This is a genomic window from Pseudomonas sp. GNP013 (assembly GCF_054343995.1).
Genome location: NZ_JBTGUT010000001.1, coordinates 2517095 through 2531782 on the forward strand (window position 1 = coordinate 2517095; position 14688 = coordinate 2531782).

Here is a 14688-nt window from a genome sequence, read left to right on the forward strand (position 1 = left end):
TTTGCTTTTTTCGGACAGCCACTCATGCAACGCACGTCTCCCAACAACACCCGAGGCTGGATCAACGGTTTTATCGGCGTGGTGATTTTCAGCGGTTCACTGCCGGCCACGCGCGTGGCGGTGATGGAATTCGACCCGGTGTTCCTGACCGTCACCCGCGCCGCGCTCGCCGGCCTGCTAGGGTTGGCCCTGCTGTGGCTGTTCAGGGAAAAACGTCCGGCGCGCACGCAATGGGTACCGCTGGTGATCGTCGCGCTTGGCGTGGTCATCGGCTTTCCATTGCTGACCGCGCTGGCGCTGCAATACGTTACCTCCGCCCACTCCATCGTGTTTATCGGCTTGTTGCCGCTGGCGACGGCAGTGTTTGGCGTGCTGCGTGGCGGTGAGCGTCCGAGGTTAGTGTTCTGGCTGTTTTCGCTGTTGGGCAGCCTGCTGGTGGTGAGCTACGCGTTTGCCCAAGGCTTGAGCGCCGCGCCCTTCGGGGATTTGCTGATGCTGCTGGCGGTGCTGGTGTGCGGCCTGGGCTACGCCGAAGGCGCCCAACTTTCGCGCAGCCTGGGCGGCTGGCAGGTGATCTGCTGGGCACTGGTGCTGTCGCTGCCGGTGGTGGCACCGTTGAGCCTGATTCTGGCACCCGCCACGTTCAGCGGTATCAGCCTGCCGGCCTGGCTGAGCCTGGGCTATGTTGCGCTGTTCAGCATGCTGATCGGCTTTGTGTTCTGGTATCGCGGGCTGGCCCAAGGCGGCATCACGGCGGTCGGCCAGTTGCAACTGCTGCAACCTTTTTTTGGCCTGGCGCTGGCGGCGGGCCTGCTGCACGAGCAGGTCAGCCTGGGCATGTTGCTGGTAACGGTCGCCGTGATCGGCTGCGTGGCCGGGGCGAAAAAGTTTGCGCGTTAACGCAGGCACTACCCGCAGTGGTCTACAGTGCTTGCCATCGCCAATCGAGGAGTGCACCGATGACTCGTCTCACCGCCAAAGACTTTGCCCCCGAACTGCTGGAACTCTACGACGGCTACGCCCATGGCAAGCTCAACCGGCGCGAGTTTCTCGACCGCGCCGCGCTGTTCACCTTCGGCGGCCTGACCGCTTCGGCGCTGCTCGCGGCGCTGAGCCCCAACTATGCGTTGGCCGAGCAGGTGAAATTCACCGACCCGGACATTGTGGCCGACTACATCACCTACCCCTCACCCAAGGGCAACGGCACGGTGCGCGGCTACCTGGTGCGCCCTGCGAAAGCTGCAGGCAAGTTGCCGGCGGTGGTGGTGGTTCACGAAAACCGAGGCCTCAACCCCTACATCGAAGACGTCGCCCGACGTCTGGCCAAGGCCGGTTTTATCGCCCTGGCGCCCGATGGCCTGACCTCCGTGGGCGGCTACCCCGGCAACGATGAAAAAGGCGTGGCGCTGCAACAAACCGTCGATCCGACCAAGCTGATGAACGACTTCTTCGCCGCCATCGAATGGCTGATGCACCACGACAGCAGCACCGGCAAGGTCGGCATCACCGGCTTCTGCTACGGCGGCGGCGTGACCAACGCGGCGGCAGTGGCCTACCCGGAACTGGGCGCCGCCGTGTCGTTCTACGGACGCCAGCCCGAGGCCAGGGATGTGCCGCGCATCAAGGCGCCGCTCATGCTGCATTACGGCGAGCTGGATACGCGGATCAACGAAGGCTGGCCGGCCTATGAACAGGCGCTCAAAGCGGCCGGCACGCATTACGAGGCGTTCATCTACAAGGGCGCCAACCACGGCTTTCACAACGACTCGACGCCACGGTACGACGAAGCGGCGGCGAACCTGGCGTGGGAGCGCACCCTGGGCTGGTTCAATAAATACCTGGCCTGATCAGTGTTCCAGCGCATACCGCCGGCAATGGTCGAGGTAGCCCTGCTCGTGGCTGCCCACCAGTTGCACCACGCTGGTCCATAACCAGGACGGTGCATCCAGCTGCCGTGAGCGGTTCTCTTGCAACATGGCCATCCAGTCCCTGCGCGTCGCCCGATCCATTTGCCGGGCATGGGCGATGCCGACCACGCGCGCCAGGTAACCGGCGGCGTGCATGGCGTCGATCTCACTCAATTCGTCCAGCTCCAGCTTCATGTCCTGGGGCAGCAGCTCGCGGATGAAAAAACCATGGTCCAGAAAACGCGTCGCCAACATGCGCTCACCCAACCCCGGTGACAGCTGACGGGCGCCCTCCACCACGCGCCGGCCGTTGTCCCGTGGCATTTTTGCGCGGGCTGCGCGCGGTGCCGCTGCGCCGACCGCCTCCTTGATGTCGATCAGGCAGTATTCCTGATCGTCCTTGTCGCCAACGCGCAACAGCGCCGCGTAACGCAGCAGGCCGAGCGAGCTGCAACCCTTGACCCAATAGGCCGAGTCCATCAATTCGACCTTGGCGTCCTTGGGCCGTCCCTTGAGCGAGGTCACCAGGTGATGCAGCTCATCGGAGCCGCACAAGGCCTGCAGGGCGCTTTTTTCCGCACGGGACAATGCCCAGAAGTGCTTGCCCAAAGGGATCGTCGGGCGTACGTCATCGATGCGCTCGCGGGCCAGGTGCTTCCAGGTGCGTTCCACCGCGCTGCGCATCCCGGCCTTGACCTGGGACGGCCGTGGCGGCACTTCATCCGGCTTGTCCTTGAAGGCCTGCGCGTAGCCCAGCATCATTTCTTCGAGCATGCGGGCCGTGGTCACCCCGGGCAGGTCCGAGCCCCGCGCGGCAGTGGCCAGGGATAACGCCAAGCGCACCAGGTCATGGGCCGGGTTGCCGATCACCGTCTGGTCGAGATCGCGGATATGCATGTCGATGCGGCCATTGTTGTCGCCGGTCGGCCCCAGGTTGCCCGCGTGGCAATCGCCACAGATCCAGATCGGCGGCCCGCTGGGCAAGCGTCGACCGGGCAGGCTGTGCAGCCACTCGTAGAATTGGACGGTACTGCCGCGTACGTAGGCATGGGCCGAACGGGCCATCTTGAGGTTACGCAGTTGGGTCAGGTGCGGCATGCGGGCGGAAGGACGCGGCGTTTTCATTGACGGACTCGATACGGGTGTAGCGATAGAGCTGCGCGGGCCGGCAAATGTTTCATTATGTTTCGTAAAAGGTTTTACCCGAGGGCTGGGGTAAACACCCGGTATTTGCGAAACTTGCCCACCCTCTTATCTGCCATGGAAGCGACCCATGCCTCGATTCATCCCCTCTGTCACGGCCCTTGCGCTGCTCATTGGCGCCAGCCACTGCCTGGCCGCCACCGATCTGCGCGCCGTGGTGGACGCCAGCGTCAAGCCGCTGATGCAACAGCAAGCCATCCCCGGTCTGGTCGTTGGGGTGCTGCAGGACGGCAAAGCGCAGTATTTCAGCTACGGCGTAGCGGACAAGCAAAGCGGGCAACCGGTCAGCGAGAACACCCTGTTTGAAGTCGGTTCGGTGAGCAAAACCTTCACCGCCACCCTCGCCGGCTACGCCGTGGCCTCGGGCAAACTTACCCTCGACCAGCCGGCCAGCCACTACCTGCCGGCACTCAAGGGCGGCCGGTTCGATCACATCAGCGTACTCAACCTGGGCACGTACACCGCTGGCGGCCTGCCGCTGCAATTTCCTCAGGAGGCGGATAACGGCCAGCGCATGATCGACTATTTCCAGCAGTGGCAGCCCGCGTTCGCCCCTGGCACCCAGCGCCTGTATTCCAATCCGAGCCTGGGCCTGTTTGGCTATCTGGCGGCGCAAAGCCTGGGTCAGCCGTTCGATCAATTGATGGAAAAGACCTTGCTCCCAACGCTTGGGCTCTCGCATACCTTCCTGAAAATACCTCGAAATCAGATGAGCCTGTACGCCCAAGGCTATGACAGCAAAGGAAAACCTGTACGGGTTGGCCCGGGCGCGATGGACAGTGAAGCCTATGGCATCAAGACCAGTGCGGCGGACCTGCTGCACTACGTCAACGTCAACATGAACCCCGCTGGCCAGGAAAAACTCGTCCGGCAGGCCATTGCGCTCACCCATACCGGCTACTACACCGTCAATGGCATGACCCAGGGTCTGGGCTGGGAAATGTACCCGTACCCGATCCAACTGAACGCCCTGATTGACGGCAACTCCACACAGATGGCCATCGAGCCGCACAAGGTCGATTGGCTGACACCCGCGCGAGCCCCCCATGGGGACACACTGGTGAACAAGACCGGTTCCACCAATGGCTTCGGTGCGTATGTGGCCTACGTACCAAGCGCGCGCATGGGCGTGGTGATTCTGGCGAATAAAAACTATCCGAACGCCGAACGGGTAAAAGTCGCCCATTCAATCCTGAACGCGCTCAACCCTTGATCACCGGATTGGCGTGGCCGTCGCCTCAGGCCGGCACGCCACTGTGAAAGCGGAACTCGACATCGGCTGACTCGATCAACTCCTGTTCCGCCGCCCTCACCCGTTCGATGACCTGGGCGATGTCAGCGGCGTCGCCGTACTGATACGCCAGTTTCAGATAACCCTGGAAATGCCGCGCCTCGCTTTTCAGCAAACCGAAGTAGAACGTGCCGAGTTCTTCGTCCAGGTGCGGCACCAGGGCTTCGAAACGCTCGCAACTGCGCGCTTCGATAAAGGCGCCGACCACCAGCGTATCCACCAGCTTGACCGGCTCGTGGTTGCGTACCACCTTGCGCAACGCCGAGGCGTAACGGCCGGCCGACAATTGGCGCAGCTCGACCTTGCGCTTCTTGATCAGGCGCATCACCTGTTCGTGGTGCACCAGTTCTTCGCGGGCCAGGCGCGACATCATGTTGATCAGGTCCACATGGCCATGGTACTTGGCGATCAGGCTGAGGGCGGTACTGGCCGCCTTGAACTCACAGTTCTTGTGGTCGATCAGCAGGGTGTCCTGATCGGCCAGCGCGGCCTGGACCCAGGCATCGGGGGTGCGGCAACCGAGGAATTGGTGGATGTCGGGCAGGTTCATCGGGCTCACGGGCAAAGGATCACAAAAGGGCGCCGATTATACCGAGCGCGCCGCAGACCACCAGCCGCCTACCTTGATGTGCATCAAGATGACGAATACCGGGCAGCGACTATAGTTGTTGCAGTCCACGTTCCTGGAGGTGCCAACCATGCAAGCCATCCGCAGCATCCTGGTGGTTATCGAGCCCGAACAGGCCGACAGCCTGGCCCTCAAGCGCGCCAGGCTGATCGCCGGCGTGACCGACGCGCACCTGCACTTGCTGGTGTGCGACAGGCGGCACGAGCATTCAGCGTTGCTGAGCCAGCTCAAGGCCGGCTTGCGCGAGGACGGCTACAGCGTCACCACCGAACAGGCGTGGAATGACAGCCTGCATGAAACCATCATCGACGTGCAGCAGGCCGAGGGCTGCGGTCTGGTGATCAAGCAGCACATGCCCGACAGCCCACTGAAAAAGGCCCTGCTGACCCCGGCGGACTGGAAACTGCTGCGCTACTGCCCAACGCCGGTGCTGCTGGTGAAAACCTCCACCCCGTGGAGCGGTGGCGTGATCCTCGCGGCGATCGATGTGGGCAATACCGACAGCGAGCATCGCGCGCTGCACGATTCGATCATCGACCATGGTTTCGAGATTGCCAGCCTGGCCAAGGCGCAACTGCATGTGATCAGCGCCCATCCATCGCCGATGCTGGCGGCGGCCGATCCGACGTTCCAGCTCAGGGAAACCATCGCAGCGCGTTATCGCGAACAGTGCAAGGCGTTCCAGGCGCAATTCGATGTGGACGACGCGCACCTGCACATCGAGGAAGGCCCGGCCGATGTGTTGATTCCGTTCGCGGCGCACAAATGGCAGGCGGCGGTAACGATCATCGGCACCGTGGCGCGCACCGGAATTTCCGGGGCATTGATTGGTAATACGGCGGAGGTGGTGCTCGATGCGGTGGAGAGCGATGTGCTGGTGCTGAAACCGCAGGCGCTGATGGATCACCTCGAAGCGTTGGCCATCAAATCCTGAGACGATAAAGATCAACTGTGGGCGGCGGCACCCAAACTAAAGCGTCTGTGGCGAGCGGGCTTGCCCCGCGTTGGGGTGCGAAGCGCCCCCAATCAAGGGACACGCGGTGTACCTGATACGGCTCAGCGTCTGGTTTTGGGGCTGCTGCGCAGCCCAACGCAGGACAAGCCTGCTCGCCACAGGGAATCTGCGCTTAACTGAACGGCATTAGGGCAAGCCCGCTCGCCACAGGGAGGTGGTTGCCTGAAATCTCAGATCGTGACGTCATCTGATGAGAGGGCACGACACAAACCAGCGAAACAGTCGGCCATATTAGCCCTTTGTCTAAGCGTGATTGCCCGGCAATCTTGGCCAGGCAACTTACCTTTAGATTTTTTTTGCCGTAGAATCACCCGGCCTTGTAAGGCGCCAATAATCCGCTGGAAGCTGTTTTCAAAGCGTCACGAGCACAGTCGTTCCTTCAGAACGGTGTTGGCGATGGTCAATGACTCGGTAGGTCAAGCCCTCGCCAACCCTCATCAGCCCGTTCTGCAGGCGTAAAACTTTGAAAGCAGCTTCTGTGAGAGATGCCGGCAGCGCTGGCTTTGCGGCCCAAAAAGCCCCCGAGCGCACGCGTGCCGATCATTTCTGGATGAGCGTCCCGTGGGACCACTGATGAGGGTAATAACTGTGCTTGAAGCCTACCGCAAACATATCGAAGAGCGTGCAGCCCTGGGTATTGTTCCCCAGCCGCTTAACGCCGAACAAACCGCAGGCCTGGTCGAGCTGCTGAAAAATCCCCCTGCCGGCGAAGAAGCATTCCTCGTTGACCTGATCACCAACCGCATTCCACCAGGCGTTGACGAAGCTGCCTACGTCAAGGCCGGTTTCCTTTCCGCCCTGGCCAAGGGCGAAGCCACTTCCCCCCTGATCGACAAAAAACGCGCCGTTGAACTGCTTGGCACCATGCAAGGTGGCTACAACATCGTGACGCTGGTCGAGCTGCTGGACGACGCCACGCTGGCGCCTGTCGCGGCCGCCCAGCTCAAGCACACCCTGCTGATGTTCGACGCGTTCCACGACGTGGCTGAAAAAGCCAAAAACGGCAACGAGCATGCCAAAGGCGTGCTGCAGTCGTGGGCTGACGGCGAATGGTTCCGCAACCGCCCTACCCTGGCCGACAAGATCAGCCTGCGCGTGTTCAAGGTCACCGGCGAAACCAACACCGACGACCTGTCGCCGGCGCCGGACGCCTGGTCGCGCCCTGACATCCCGCTGCACGCGCTGGCCATGCTGAAAATGGCCCGCGAAGGCATCGTGCCGGACGAGCAAGGCAAGACCGGCCCGATGAAGCAGATCGAAGAGATGCGCGGCCAGGGCTTCCCGATCGCCTACGTCGGTGACGTGGTCGGTACCGGTTCGTCGCGTAAATCGGCCACCAACTCGGTGCTGTGGTTCTTCGGCGACGACGTGCCCTACGTGCCGAACAAGCGCGCCGGCGGCTTCTGCTTCGGCAGCAAGATCGCGCCGATCTTCTACAACACCATGGAAGATGCGGGTGCTCTGCCGATCGAGTTCGACGTCAGCAACATCAACATGGGCGACGTGATCGACCTGTACCCGCACGCCGGCAAAGTCTGCAAGCACGGTACCGACGAAGTCATCACCACCTTCGAAATGAAGACCCCGGTGCTGTTGGACGAAGTCCGCGCCGGTGGCCGTATCCCGCTGATCATCGGCCGTGGCCTGACCGACAAGGCCCGCGCCGAACTGGGCCTGGGCCCTACCGACCTGTTCAAGCTGCCTGAAGCGCCGGTCGACACCGGCAAGGGTTTCACCCTGGCGCAGAAGATGGTCGGCAAGGCCTGTGGTCTGCCGGAAGGCAAAGGCGTTCGCCCTGGCACCTACTGCGAACCGAAGATGACCACCGTAGGCTCCCAGGACACCACCGGTCCGATGACCCGTGATGAACTGAAAGACCTGGCGTGCCTGGGCTTCTCGACCGATCTGGTGATGCAGTCCTTCTGCCATACCGCGGCCTATCCAAAGCCGATCGACGTGACCACCCACCACACCCTGCCTGACTTCATCATGACCCGTGGCGGTGTATCGCTGCGTCCAGGCGACGGCATCATCCACAGTTGGCTGAACCGCATGCTGCTGCCGGACACCGTCGGCACCGGTGGTGACTCCCACACCCGTTTCCCGATGGGCATCTCGTTCCCGGCCGGTTCCGGTCTGGTCGCGTTCGCCGCAGCCACTGGCGTCATGCCACTGGACATGCCGGAATCGATCCTGGTGCGTTTCAAAGGCAAGATGAAACCTGGCATCACCCTGCGTGACCTGGTTCATGCCATTCCTTACTACGCGATCCAGTCCGGTTTGCTGACCGTAGAGAAGAAAGGCAAGAAAAACGCCTTCTCCGGCCGCATCCTGGAAATCGAAGGCCTGAACGACCTGACGCTGGAGCAGGCGTTCGAGCTCTCCGACGCCTCGGCCGAACGTTCGGCTGCCGGTTGCACCATCAAGCTGTCCAAAGCGTCGGTCACCGAGTACCTGAACTCCAACATCACCCTGCTGCGCTGGATGATCGGTGAAGGCTACGGCGACCCGCGCACCCTGGAACGTCGCGCCCAAGCGATGGAAGCCTGGGTGGCCAACCCGGAGCTGATGGAAGCCGATGCCGACGCCGAATACGCCGAAATCATCGAGATCGACCTGTCGGAAATCAACGAGCCGATCCTCTGCGCCCCGAACGACCCGGACGATGCCCGTCTGTTGTCCAGCGTTGCCGGCGAGAAGATCGACGAAGTGTTCATCGGTTCGTGCATGACCAACATCGGTCACTTCCGCGCAGCCGGTAAGCTGCTGGAGCAGGTCAAGGGTCAGCTGCCAACCCGTCTGTGGCTGTCGCCGCCGACCAAAATGGACGCTCACCAACTGACCGAAGAAGGCTACTACGGCATCTACGGCAAGGCTGGCGCGCGCATGGAAATGCCCGGCTGCTCGCTGTGCATGGGTAACCAGGCACGGGTAGAGCCGAACTCGACGGTGGTTTCCACGTCGACCCGTAACTTCCCGAACCGTCTGGGCGATGGCGCCAACGTCTACCTGGCCTCGGCCGAGCTGGCGGCAGTCGCATCTACCCTGGGTCGCTTGCCGACTGTCGAAGAGTACATGGGCTACGCGGCGAAACTGGACACCATGGCCAGTGACGTCTACCGCTACCTGAACTTCGACCAGATCGCCGAGTTCCGCAAGATCGCAGCAAGCGCCAACATCCCGGTGATTCAAGCCTAAGGTGTTGTGACGTAAAAACGCCGCGTATCGCAAGGTACGCGGCGTTTTTTTATGCCTGGAATCCAGTATCAGCAACACCACAAAACAAATGTGGGAGGGGGCTTGCTCCCGATAGCAGTGGTTCAGTCACCCTCTTCAGTGACTGATTCACCGCCATCGGGAGCAAGCTCCCTCCCACCTTTCAGAGGTTGAGCAGCCCTGAAAGCTGCGTTAAACCTCAAGCAATAAACGAATACACCAACGCCGTAATCGCCACCAAGCCCACCGCCGTGACAAACACATTGGACGCCTGCCCACGGTACCTGGCCATCGCCGGCACCTTGCGGATGGCATACATGGGCATCAAAAACAGGATCGACGCAATCACCGGCCCGCCCAGGGTTTCGATCATGCCAAGGATGCTCGGGTTAAGCGTCGCGACGATCCAGCACACCACCAGCATGAAAGCAGCAGTCATGCGGTCCAGGGTCTTGGGCGCCGGGCGGCGACCGGTCTTGACGATCAAACCCTTGAGGCCTTCGCTGGCGCCGATGTAGTGGCCGAGGAACGACTTGGCAATCGCCACGAACGCAATCAGCGGGGCTGCGAAGGCGATGGTCGGGTTGTCGAAGTGGTTGGCCAGGTACGACAGGATCGACAGGTTCTGCGCCTTCGCCTCGGCCAGTTGCGCCGGCGACAGGGTCAGCACACAGCTGAACACGAAGAACAGCACCATCACCACCATCAGCACATGGGCGCGGCACAGGATCTGCGAACTGCGCTCGTCGGCATGGGCGCCGTACTGGCGCTTCTGGTCCACCGCAAAGGCCGAGATGATCGGCGAATGGTTGAACGAGAACACCATCACCGGAATCGCCAGCCACAAGGTATTGAGCAATGCCGATGGCGCCGGCACCACGTGAGCGGTACTGAGGATGCCACCGGTCCAGTGCGGCACCAGGTACACCGCGAGGAACAGCAACGCGACGATAAACGGATACACCATCAGGCTCATGGCCTTGACGATGACCTGCTCACCGCAACGCACCACGGCCAGCAGGCCCAGGATCAGCACGAACGACAGGATCGCCCGTGGCGGCGGCATGATGTGCAGTTGATGCTCCATGAAGCTGCCGACCGTGTTGGTCAGCGCAACGCTGTAGATCAGCAGGATCGGAAAGATCGCAAAGAAGTACAACAGCGTGATCAACGCACCGGCCTTGATGCCGAAGTGTTCTTCGACCACGTCGGTGATATCGGACCCTTCACGCCCGGACAGCACGAAACGGGTCAGGCCACGGTGGGCAAAGAACGTCATCGGGAACGCCAGCACCGCCAGAATCAGCAGCGGCCAGAAACCGCCGAGACCTGCGTTGATCGGCAGAAACAAAGTGCCGGCGCCAATCGCTGTGCCGAACAGGCCCAGCATCCAGGTGGTGTCCTGGCGGCTCCAGCTTGAGAGGGTTGCAGGTGTCGTTGCATAGCGTTCGTCGACGCTATTGGCCTGATCATTCATCCGGTCGGATCTCCGCATTGACACGGCCGGGACGAGTCAGAAAAACCTGACAGGCAGCGCCCCGACTGTAGAAGGGGCTGGATTGTCCGGGATTCTCTTGAAGAAGCAAAGACTTAGCTGAGGAACGGTGAGCTAGCGGCCAGCCTGTTCGCACCTGCAATGGGATTTTGCGTACAGATGCGCTTTATACTCACCCGCTCAAACCCCTCAGCAAGAGCGTTGCGATGACCACCACTGTCCTGGTCCTGGTTGAGACCATCAACGAATACCTGCACATCATCGAGAGCAATGACTTTCATGTGATCCTTGCGCCCACGCCGGCTGAACGCGCCCAGGCGATCAAGGCCCACGGTGCGCAGATCAAGGCTGTGCTGACCCGTGGCCCGCTCGGTCTGTATGCCGAGGAAATCGCCGCATTGCCGGTGCTGGAAATCATCTGCGTGATCGGCGCCGGTTATGAACACGTGGATCTGCAGGCCGCCAGCAATCGCGGGATCGTGGTGACCAACGGCGCCGGGGTGAATGCGCCGTCGGTGGCGGACCATGCCATGGCGCTGCTGCTGTCACTGGTGCGCGGCATCCCGCAGACCGACGCCGCCGTGCGCCGCAGTGAATGGCCCAAGGTGATGCGCCCTTCCCTGGGCGGCAAGCAACTGGGCATTCTCGGGCTCGGCGCGGTAGGCCTGGAGATCGCCAGGCGCGCGTCTCTGGGGTTCGGCATGCAGATCAGCTACCACAACCGTCAGCCCCGCGATGACGTGGACTACACCTACTGCGCCACGGCGGTGGAACTGGCGCGCACCTCGGACTTCCTGATTCTTGCCACCCCCGGCGGCACCAGCACCCGTCACTTGATCGACCGCCGCGTTCTGGACGCGCTCGGCCCCAATGGCTACCTGGTCAATATCGGCCGTGGCAGCGTGGTGGTCACTGCCGACCTGATCGCCGCCCTGGAGCAACGCCGAATCGGCGGCGCGGCGCTGGATGTGTTCGATGACGAACCCAAGGTGGCCGACGCGCTGAAGAAACTCGGCAACACCGTGCTCACCTCCCACGTCGCCGGCCTGTCCCCGGAAGCGGCCCACGACACCGTGCAGCGCGTAGCCGACAACCTCACGGAATATTTTGCCGGACGCCCGGTACTCACGCCCGTCGCCTTGCCCGCGCCCATTAAATGACCGATCAGGCACGCTGATCATCCTCCAACACGCTAACCTATTAAGCAGCCCCGACCTTGTCGCTGGGCGGCGCTGCGCATTAGATTACCCAATAGTCCAAGGCCTCAAGAATAAGCAGAAGGGATAAGCATGGCGCTGAACGACCAATCGACAACGATTCGCCCAGGCGAAGAACTGGATGCCAGCCTGATCGATCCCTACCTCAAGGCGCATATCCCGGGCCTGAGTGGTGCGGTCACCATCAGCCAATTCCCTGGCGGTGCGTCCAACCTCACGTACCTGCTGGAATACCCGGACCAGGAATTTGTCCTGCGTCGCCCGCCCTTCGGCCACAAGGCCAGGTCGGCCCACGACATGGGCCGCGAGTTCCGCATTCTCAACCAGCTCAGGGACGGCTTCCCCTACTGCCCCAAGGCCTACGTGCACTGCACCGACGAATCGGTGATCGGCGCCGAGTTCTATGTGATGGAACGCGTCAACGGCATCATTCTGCGTTCCGAACTGCCGCCCGAGCTGGGCCTGGACGCCAGCCGAACGCAAGCGCTGTGCAAAAGCTTCATCGACACGTTCGTCGAGCTGCACCGGGTCGACTACAGCGCCTGCGGCTTGGCCGACCTGGGCAAGCCCGAAGGTTACGTGCAGCGCCAGATTCGCGGTTGGAGCGAGCGCTACGAAAAGGCCTTGACCCCCGACGCGCCCCAGTGGGAAGCCGTGCGTGCCTGGCTCAATGACAAGATGCCGGCCGACCACCCTACCTCCAGCATCGTGCACAACGACTACCGCTTCGATAACGTAATCCTCGACCCGCACAACCCGATGCAGATCATCGGCGTGCTGGACTGGGAACTGACCACCCTGGGCGACCCGCTGATGGACCTGGGCAACACCCTCGCCTACTGGATCGAAGCCGCCGACCCTGCGCCGGTGCAACTGATGCGGCGCCAGCCGAGTAATGCACCGGGCATGCTCACCCGACGCCAGTTTGTCGACTACTACGCCGAACGCGCCGGCATCCAGATCGACAATTTTGACTTCTACTACACCTACGGCCTGTTCCGCCTGGCGGGCATCGTGCAGCAGATCTACTACCGCTTCTTCCATGGCCAGACCCAGGACAAACGCTTTGCGCAGTTCATTCACATGAACAAGCTGCTGGAGCAGATGAGCCTGAATGTCATCGGTAAATCCGCGCTCTGATCGTTCACAACAAGGAACCCTCATGTCCAAGACCCAACTGTTCGACCTCGACGGCAAGATCGCTTTTGTCTCCGGTGCCAGCCGTGGCATCGGCGAGGCCATTGCCAGGTTGCTGGCCCAGCAAGGTGCCCATGTGATCGTTTCCAGCCGCAAGCTCGAAGGCTGCCAGCACGTGGCTGATGCGATCATCGCCGACGGCGGCAAAGCCACCGCCGTGGCCTGCCATATCGGTGAAATGGAGCAGATCACCCACGTGTTCGCCGGCATCCGCGAACAGTTCGGCCGCCTGGATATCCTGGTCAACAACGCCGCGACCAACCCGCAGTTCTGCAATGTGCTGGACACCGACCTCGGCGCTTTCCAGAAGACCGTCGACGTGAACATCCGCGGCTACTTCTTCATGTCGGTGGAAGCCGGCAAGCTGATGCGCGACAACGGCGGCGGCAGCATCATCAACGTGGCGTCGATCAATGGCATCTCGCCGGGTGTGTTCCAGGGCATCTACTCGGTGACCAAGGCTGCGGTGATCAACATGACCAAGGTGTTCGCCAAGGAATGCGCCGAGTTCGGCATTCGTTGCAACGCCCTGCTGCCGGGCCTCACTGACACCAAGTTCGCCTCGGCGCTGGTCAAGAACGACGCGATCCTGAAAATGGCCCTGGCGCAGATCCCCCTCAAACGCGTGGCCGACCCGAGCGAGATGGCCGGCGCGGTGCTGTTCCTGGCCAGCGATGCGTCGAGCTACACCACCGGTGTTTCGCTGAATGTGGACGGTGGCTTCCTCTCCTGACCCTGGCCTGAAACCCACACAAAATCCCTGTGGGAGGGGGCTTGCTCCCGATAGCGGAGTGTCAGACATCTATCTGTCACTGATACACCGCTATCGGGAGCAAGCCCCCTCCCACAGTTTTGATTCCGCTCAAGCCACAGACTCAAGGCCGTTTGAACTGGCGCCGCAGCACTTCGACCTGCTGGCGGCAGGCGCATCCTTCCAGGTGATCGTTGACCATCCCCATCGCCTGCATCAACGCATACATCGTGGTCGGCCCCACATAGCTCCAGCCGCGTTTCTTCAGGGCTTTGGACAGGCGCACCGACGCCGGCGATGTCGGGTTCGCGGCCCAGTAGGCCATGTCGACCACCGCCGGGCGCTCGTCAGGGCCAGGCTCGAACGCCCATAGCCAGCGCGCCAGCGAGCCGGTCTCCTCCACCAACTCGCAGGCCCTGCGGGCATTGTTGATGGCGGACACGATTTTCGCGCGATTACGCACAATGCCGGGATCGTGCATCAGCCGCTCGATATCCGCCTCGCCGTATTGCGCCACGCGGCGAAAATCAAAACCGTCGAACGCCGCCCGGAACTGCTCGCGCTTGCGCAGGATCGTGATCCACGCCAGCCCCGCCTGAAACCCCTCCAGACAGATCTTCTCGTACAGGCGGATATCATCCGCCCCATTCATGGTCGTGGTAGCGCAGGTACTCCGGCGCGGCCATACGCCAGGTGCACCCGGTAAGCCCGGTCTCGTCAGTTGTCAGCCCTGCCTGATCCATGCATCACCTCGTATGCCGAGCGCGG

11 protein-coding genes and 1 pseudogene are annotated in these 14688 nt (G+C 62.0%); 8 read left to right on the forward strand and 4 right to left on the reverse strand.

The genetic code is table 11. From position 1 onward, the window contains the following. Window positions 1-24 precede the first annotated feature (24 nt). Complete coding sequence (locus ACXX81_RS11085; protein ID WP_209981643.1) at window positions 25-900, forward strand: DMT family transporter; 876 nt, start codon at window positions 25-27, stop codon at window positions 898-900. A gap of 59 nt (window positions 901-959) precedes the next feature. Next, on the forward strand, window positions 960-1847 hold the full coding sequence (gene yghX, locus ACXX81_RS11090) for a YghX family hydrolase (protein ID WP_231421154.1): 888 nt from the start codon (window positions 960-962) through the stop codon (window positions 1845-1847). Here yghX and ACXX81_RS11095 read toward each other — a convergent pair whose 3' ends face one another. Continuing rightward, window positions 1848-3032: a DUF2252 family protein gene (locus tag ACXX81_RS11095; protein ID WP_057009270.1), complete on the reverse strand. Its 1185-nt coding sequence runs from the start codon at window positions 3030-3032 to the stop codon at window positions 1848-1850. 148 nt (window positions 3033-3180) lie between these two features. On the opposite strand from ACXX81_RS11095, the gene ampC reads away from it, so the two are divergent. After that, window positions 3181-4323, forward strand: coding sequence for a class C beta-lactamase (gene ampC, locus ACXX81_RS11100; protein ID WP_458571679.1), 1143 nt, complete (start codon window positions 3181-3183; stop codon window positions 4321-4323). Between the two features lie 25 nt (window positions 4324-4348). Here ampC and ACXX81_RS11105 read toward each other — a convergent pair whose 3' ends face one another. Next, complete coding sequence (locus ACXX81_RS11105; protein WP_209981636.1) at window positions 4349-4951, reverse strand: MiaE family protein; 603 nt, start codon at window positions 4949-4951, stop codon at window positions 4349-4351. A 148-nt stretch (window positions 4952-5099) separates the two neighbouring features. Here ACXX81_RS11105 and uspL point away from each other — a divergent pair, with 148 nt between their 5' ends. After that, window positions 5100-5963: a universal stress protein UspL gene (gene uspL / locus ACXX81_RS11110; RefSeq protein ID WP_231423745.1), complete on the forward strand. Its 864-nt coding sequence runs from the start codon at window positions 5100-5102 to the stop codon at window positions 5961-5963. Window positions 5964-6632: 669 nt separating this feature from the next. Continuing rightward, window positions 6633-9242 carry a bifunctional aconitate hydratase 2/2-methylisocitrate dehydratase gene (gene acnB / locus ACXX81_RS11115; protein WP_209990313.1) on the forward strand — a complete coding sequence of 870 codons (2610 nt, stop codon included), beginning with the start codon at window positions 6633-6635 and terminating at the stop codon, window positions 9240-9242. 217 nt (window positions 9243-9459) lie between these two features. Here acnB and ACXX81_RS11120 read toward each other — a convergent pair whose 3' ends face one another. Then, window positions 9460-10737 (reverse strand): serine/threonine transporter, encoded by a 1278-nt coding sequence (locus ACXX81_RS11120; protein WP_322213485.1) that lies wholly within the window; start codon window positions 10735-10737, stop codon window positions 9460-9462. Between the two features lie 224 nt (window positions 10738-10961). On the opposite strand from ACXX81_RS11120, the gene ACXX81_RS11125 reads away from it, so the two are divergent. From ACXX81_RS11125 to ACXX81_RS11135, 3 genes are all read left to right on the forward strand, one after another. Further along, window positions 10962-11915 (forward strand): 2-hydroxyacid dehydrogenase, encoded by a 954-nt coding sequence (locus ACXX81_RS11125; protein ID WP_458571680.1) that lies wholly within the window; start codon window positions 10962-10964, stop codon window positions 11913-11915. A gap of 129 nt (window positions 11916-12044) precedes the next feature. Beyond that, window positions 12045-13112 (forward strand): phosphotransferase family protein, encoded by a 1068-nt coding sequence (locus tag ACXX81_RS11130; protein WP_458571681.1) that lies wholly within the window; start codon window positions 12045-12047, stop codon window positions 13110-13112. Window positions 13113-13134: 22 nt separating this feature from the next. Further along, window positions 13135-13902: an SDR family oxidoreductase gene (locus tag ACXX81_RS11135; protein WP_209981625.1), complete on the forward strand. Its 768-nt coding sequence runs from the start codon at window positions 13135-13137 to the stop codon at window positions 13900-13902. Window positions 13903-14044: 142 nt separating this feature from the next. On the opposite strand, the pseudogene ACXX81_RS11140 reads toward ACXX81_RS11135, so the two are convergent. Then, window positions 14045-14663: pseudogene (locus ACXX81_RS11140) on the reverse strand (DNA-3-methyladenine glycosylase I). Between the last annotated feature and the right edge of the window lie 25 nt (window positions 14664-14688).